We start from the raw sequence: 3708 nt of genomic DNA on the forward strand, positions 1-3708 counted from the left end.
CTCCGCTTCGCAGGCCATTGCTCAACCCGCGCTCATGCGCAACAAAGCTGCCGGACTCTAATCCGTGCTGGTGGAAACCAGGGGGTCACGTCAGGTGCGTTTCGCATGAGTTATTTCTCCAGGTAGATTGCACCGTCGCCGGTGAGTTCGTTGAACGTGCCGCCGTGCCATCCGATCGCGGTGCAGTTATGCACGTAAGCGCGAAGCTTGAGTCCCGTGGCAACGCGGTCGTCGAAGACACAATAATGGCCCGGTACTGAGAATGCGTAGCACTCACCCAGATCGCATCTGGATTGGTGCACGCCGTGCCCGGATTGCCGAAAGCGCCCAGGATCAGGATACCCTCGGTGCGAACAGTCTCCACTGCCGATGGCGGGGCCGAATTTGTCCACCCCGGTGCAGCATAGACCGGGCTGGAGATTGCACTGAAAGCGATGAAAAGAGCGGCTCGCTTCACGAATTTTCTCTGCATCATTTGTCGGAGACAACATATGAGAGGGTGCAGTCGGTGTCGGCGCTGCTCATCTCAAGCCAAAGCCGTCGGTTGCTCTCATGTGCCGTGAGCAGCAACGCATAGAGTTGGTTGTAGCTGGGCAAAGTCGTAGGGCGGCGCATCCGGCGCTCTCCTTTAAGGAACACTGTTGAGCCGCACGAGCCGAGGTACAATGGTGGAGCCATCGTAGGCCACGCAATCACCTGCGTCTTCCCACGTGACAAGAACTTCGCTGCCACTACGCTGCGCTGAAAGCAGCTGAGAAAGAAAAATTCCCCGCTTTTCAGCGGACGTATCAGCGCCGATCCCGAAGCTGGCGATGGTTGTGCAGCCCGGTGGTATCGGGCTCGAAGGCTGGTTCCCAAGTGAAAACAGGATGACCTCAGTGTGGTCGTAAGTCGTTATGCATTGCCAGTCTCCTTATCGAAATGCCACGAAGCGCGTGCCAGTTTGTTGCAGCCAGTTATTGTGGAATCGTCAAAGCTGGCCTCGATCGCCCAATTGGCGGAAAACGTAGAAATCAGCGTTGCGACCAATCCAGTCATAGTTCGGATGTGACAATTGAATGATCATCCGATTGGACTCGCATCGACTGCCGATGTTGGCTGCGGACCATCGAGGCGGGAAATATATCCCTCAGTTTTTGTATAGAGGTTCCTGTTTTCCGCCCACGCATCTGCTGCTGCCACTGTGGGCGCGGCTACCGCGCAAAGCGAAGCCAGAGCCATAGCGGTCGGAACTATCGTTTTTTTGCAATACATCATCAGCACAGCTCTCCCGCGTCCGAACATGAAGTGTTCAGAGGTCAAATTTCACAAACGACCGCAGGCTCTCTTTGAATTCGGAGCTATATTGCCAAGCTGTTCAGAATTTCTGATTAAGTCAATCCGATAAGCATTCAGTTTGAAAATTTTCTGGTTAATAACGCTTCAACCATTTTGAAAACTTCTCTTGATTAATGATCTGATTCGATAATACCCTGGGTAGGTATTGAAGGGTTTTGACTTCGGCCGGATTGGCTACGCAGTTTTCGGAGCAGTTTTGTGCTGGCGGCGCTGAGTTGCGCTATCATCGTCGATAGACTTTCTACAGGAGGCGAAGATGAAAGCGCTGATGCTGGCACTGACCAACTTCGGCTTTGGCTGGAACCTACAGCGCCATGCCACCTCGCGCCTCAGCGCTTCGAACGCCTCTGCCGGGGATGAGTTGGTCGTCATGAGCATGAGCCTAGCGGCTGAGTCCTCGCCCGCGCGAGAGGCCGAACCAGTCTGAGAGCTCCCGGGACAGCCCGCGCGCCGGTTCCATGCCGATGCCGAGCCCGAGCTCGCGGGCGCGTGGCCGAAGCAGTGATTCCATCTGCGCATCGCGCTCGAGGCTCTTGGCGAGCCCTGCCATGCCGGCGTTGATCTTCGGAAGCTTGTGCTCCTCGCCCCAGAACCTGGCGTGCTCCTGCTGCTTTCTGAGCCGGGTCCACTCCGCGACGAACCGGTCGGCGCGGTAGGATGGGTCGCTGCGGACGCGTTCGGCCTCGTCGAGGAGGGCGCGCGCCTGCCGCACATCGCCGCGTGCCATCGTATCGAGGAGCTTCAGGTCCGCGCGCCATGCGTTCCTGAGGTCGCGCGCCGCGCCGGGGCGGATCGCATCGAGCGCGGCCTCGTCGCGTTCGTGCATGGCGCGCAAGGGTTCGCTCATCGGCACACGCGCAAGCCCCATCTCGCGAGTCTTCTGCACCGTGCGTGCGTACCGCTCGACCGCAGGCTCCAGCTGGGGTTTAGGAGGGGTGAGCGGCTCGGCCTTCAGCTGCAGCCCCTCGAACATGTCGCGGACCTTGACCGCGAGCTCCTTGACCCGTTCCCGGAGCGTGATGCCCCGGCGCGCGGCGAACGCCTCTGCCTTGTCTGCAATGGGGCCATAGTCGCCGACCATGTCCTTGCCGCGGTCGCGTGCCAGCGTGCGGATAAGCTGCTGCTCGTTTTTGAACGTCTCCTTGCCGTAGTAAAGGTCGACGCGCTCGCGGTGGCGCGACAGCGCCACGTAGGCGCCGTGCCGGTCCATGCCGCCTGTGGCCATCACATAGGCCCTGTCGATCGTCACGCCCTGCGCTTTGTGGATCGTGGCGGCATAGCCGTGGTCGATATCGGTGTAGAGCTTGGTGTCGAAGCTTATGGTTCTACCATCATCGAGCATCACCGCCATGCGGGCCTGAGTGACGCTCTCGACCCTGCCGAGCGAGCCGTTCTTGACGCCCATGCTCTTCTCGTTCCGCAGGAACATCACCCGGTCGCCGCGCGCGAACGGTTTCGGGCCTTTCGTGGTCTCGATGCTGACGTCATTCCTGGTCCGGACGGGCGGACATGGCGCGACACGACAATCCGCGGTCATGCCAGCTGCGGTACCGGCATCCTCAACAACGCGCTTTATGCCGGTGTGCTCTCGTGGAATCACAAGCGCTACCTCAAGGACCCGGCCACGGGCCGGAAGGTGGCCCGGCTCAACCCCGAAGCAGAGTGGGTCAAGGTCGAGGTTCCACACCTTCGCATTGTTGACGACGCGCTCTGGCAGGCGGTGCGCGCGCAGCAGGCGGTCCTGACGCAGCGGTTCGAGGCCGCGACGGCGGGGATGGCTGCGGCGCGGGCGCGGAAGTTCAATGAACTGCGCCGTCCGGTGCATCTGCTCTCGGGGCTATTGGAGTGCGGGGTGTGCGGCGGCGTCTATGGCATCGTGGTCAAGGACCGCTACGGCTGCATCAACCGCAACCGGCACGGCACCTGCACCAACCCGCGCTCGATCCGGCGCCCCCATCTTGAGGAACGCGCGCTTGCCGGTATCCGCGACAGGCTCGTCTCGCCCGAGAAGGTCGAGGCGGCGGTCCGGGCCTATGCGCAGCACATCAACGAGGCGAATCGCGAGCGCCGGGCACAGGCCGAGGCTGACCGGCAGGCGCTCGGCAAGGTCGAGCGGGCCATCGCCGGGATCATGGCGGCGATCGAGGACGGCATGTATCAGCCGGCCATGAAGGCGCGGATGGCTGAGCTTGAGCAGCAGAAAGCTGACATCAAAGCAAGACTGTCAGAGGCGCCCGCCAGCGTGCCTGACATTCATCCCGGCATCGCCGATGTCTACCTGTTTAGTCCCTCGTTTTGATGGTGCGGTTCTCTGATAAACCGTTTTGGCTGCTCGGACCATATTTTGCAGACATATTCATATGGGGTGAG

At 60.5% G+C, this 3708-nt stretch carries 2 protein-coding genes; one reads left to right on the top strand and one right to left on the bottom strand.

Translation table 11 applies throughout. From position 1 onward, the window contains the following. Positions 1–1720: 1720 nt before the first annotated feature. A complete protein-coding gene (locus GGQ98_RS18575; RefSeq protein ID WP_243451996.1) occupies positions 1721–2680 on the bottom strand; it encodes a hypothetical protein in 960 nt (319 codons plus the stop codon). Between GGQ98_RS18575 and GGQ98_RS17885 the strand changes: the two genes are divergently transcribed. Continuing rightward, positions 2621–3637 (top strand): recombinase family protein, encoded by a 1017-nt coding sequence (locus GGQ98_RS17885; RefSeq protein WP_341534259.1) that lies wholly within the window; start codon positions 2621–2623, stop codon positions 3635–3637. The genes GGQ98_RS18575 and GGQ98_RS17885 overlap by 60 nt on opposite strands. The last annotated feature ends 71 nt before the right edge of the window (positions 3638–3708 follow it).

This window comes from Sphingosinicella soli (assembly GCF_014199685.1).
In the GTDB taxonomy this organism is placed as follows: Bacteria; Pseudomonadota; Alphaproteobacteria; order Sphingomonadales; family Sphingomonadaceae; genus Sphingosinicella; species Sphingosinicella soli.

Bases quoted from the DNA above. Each gene is read 5' to 3' on its own strand.
- GGQ98_RS18575 (WP_243451996.1), bottom strand. From the start codon at position 2,680: ATGCTCGATGATGGTAGAACCATAAGCTTCGACACCAAGCTCTACACC.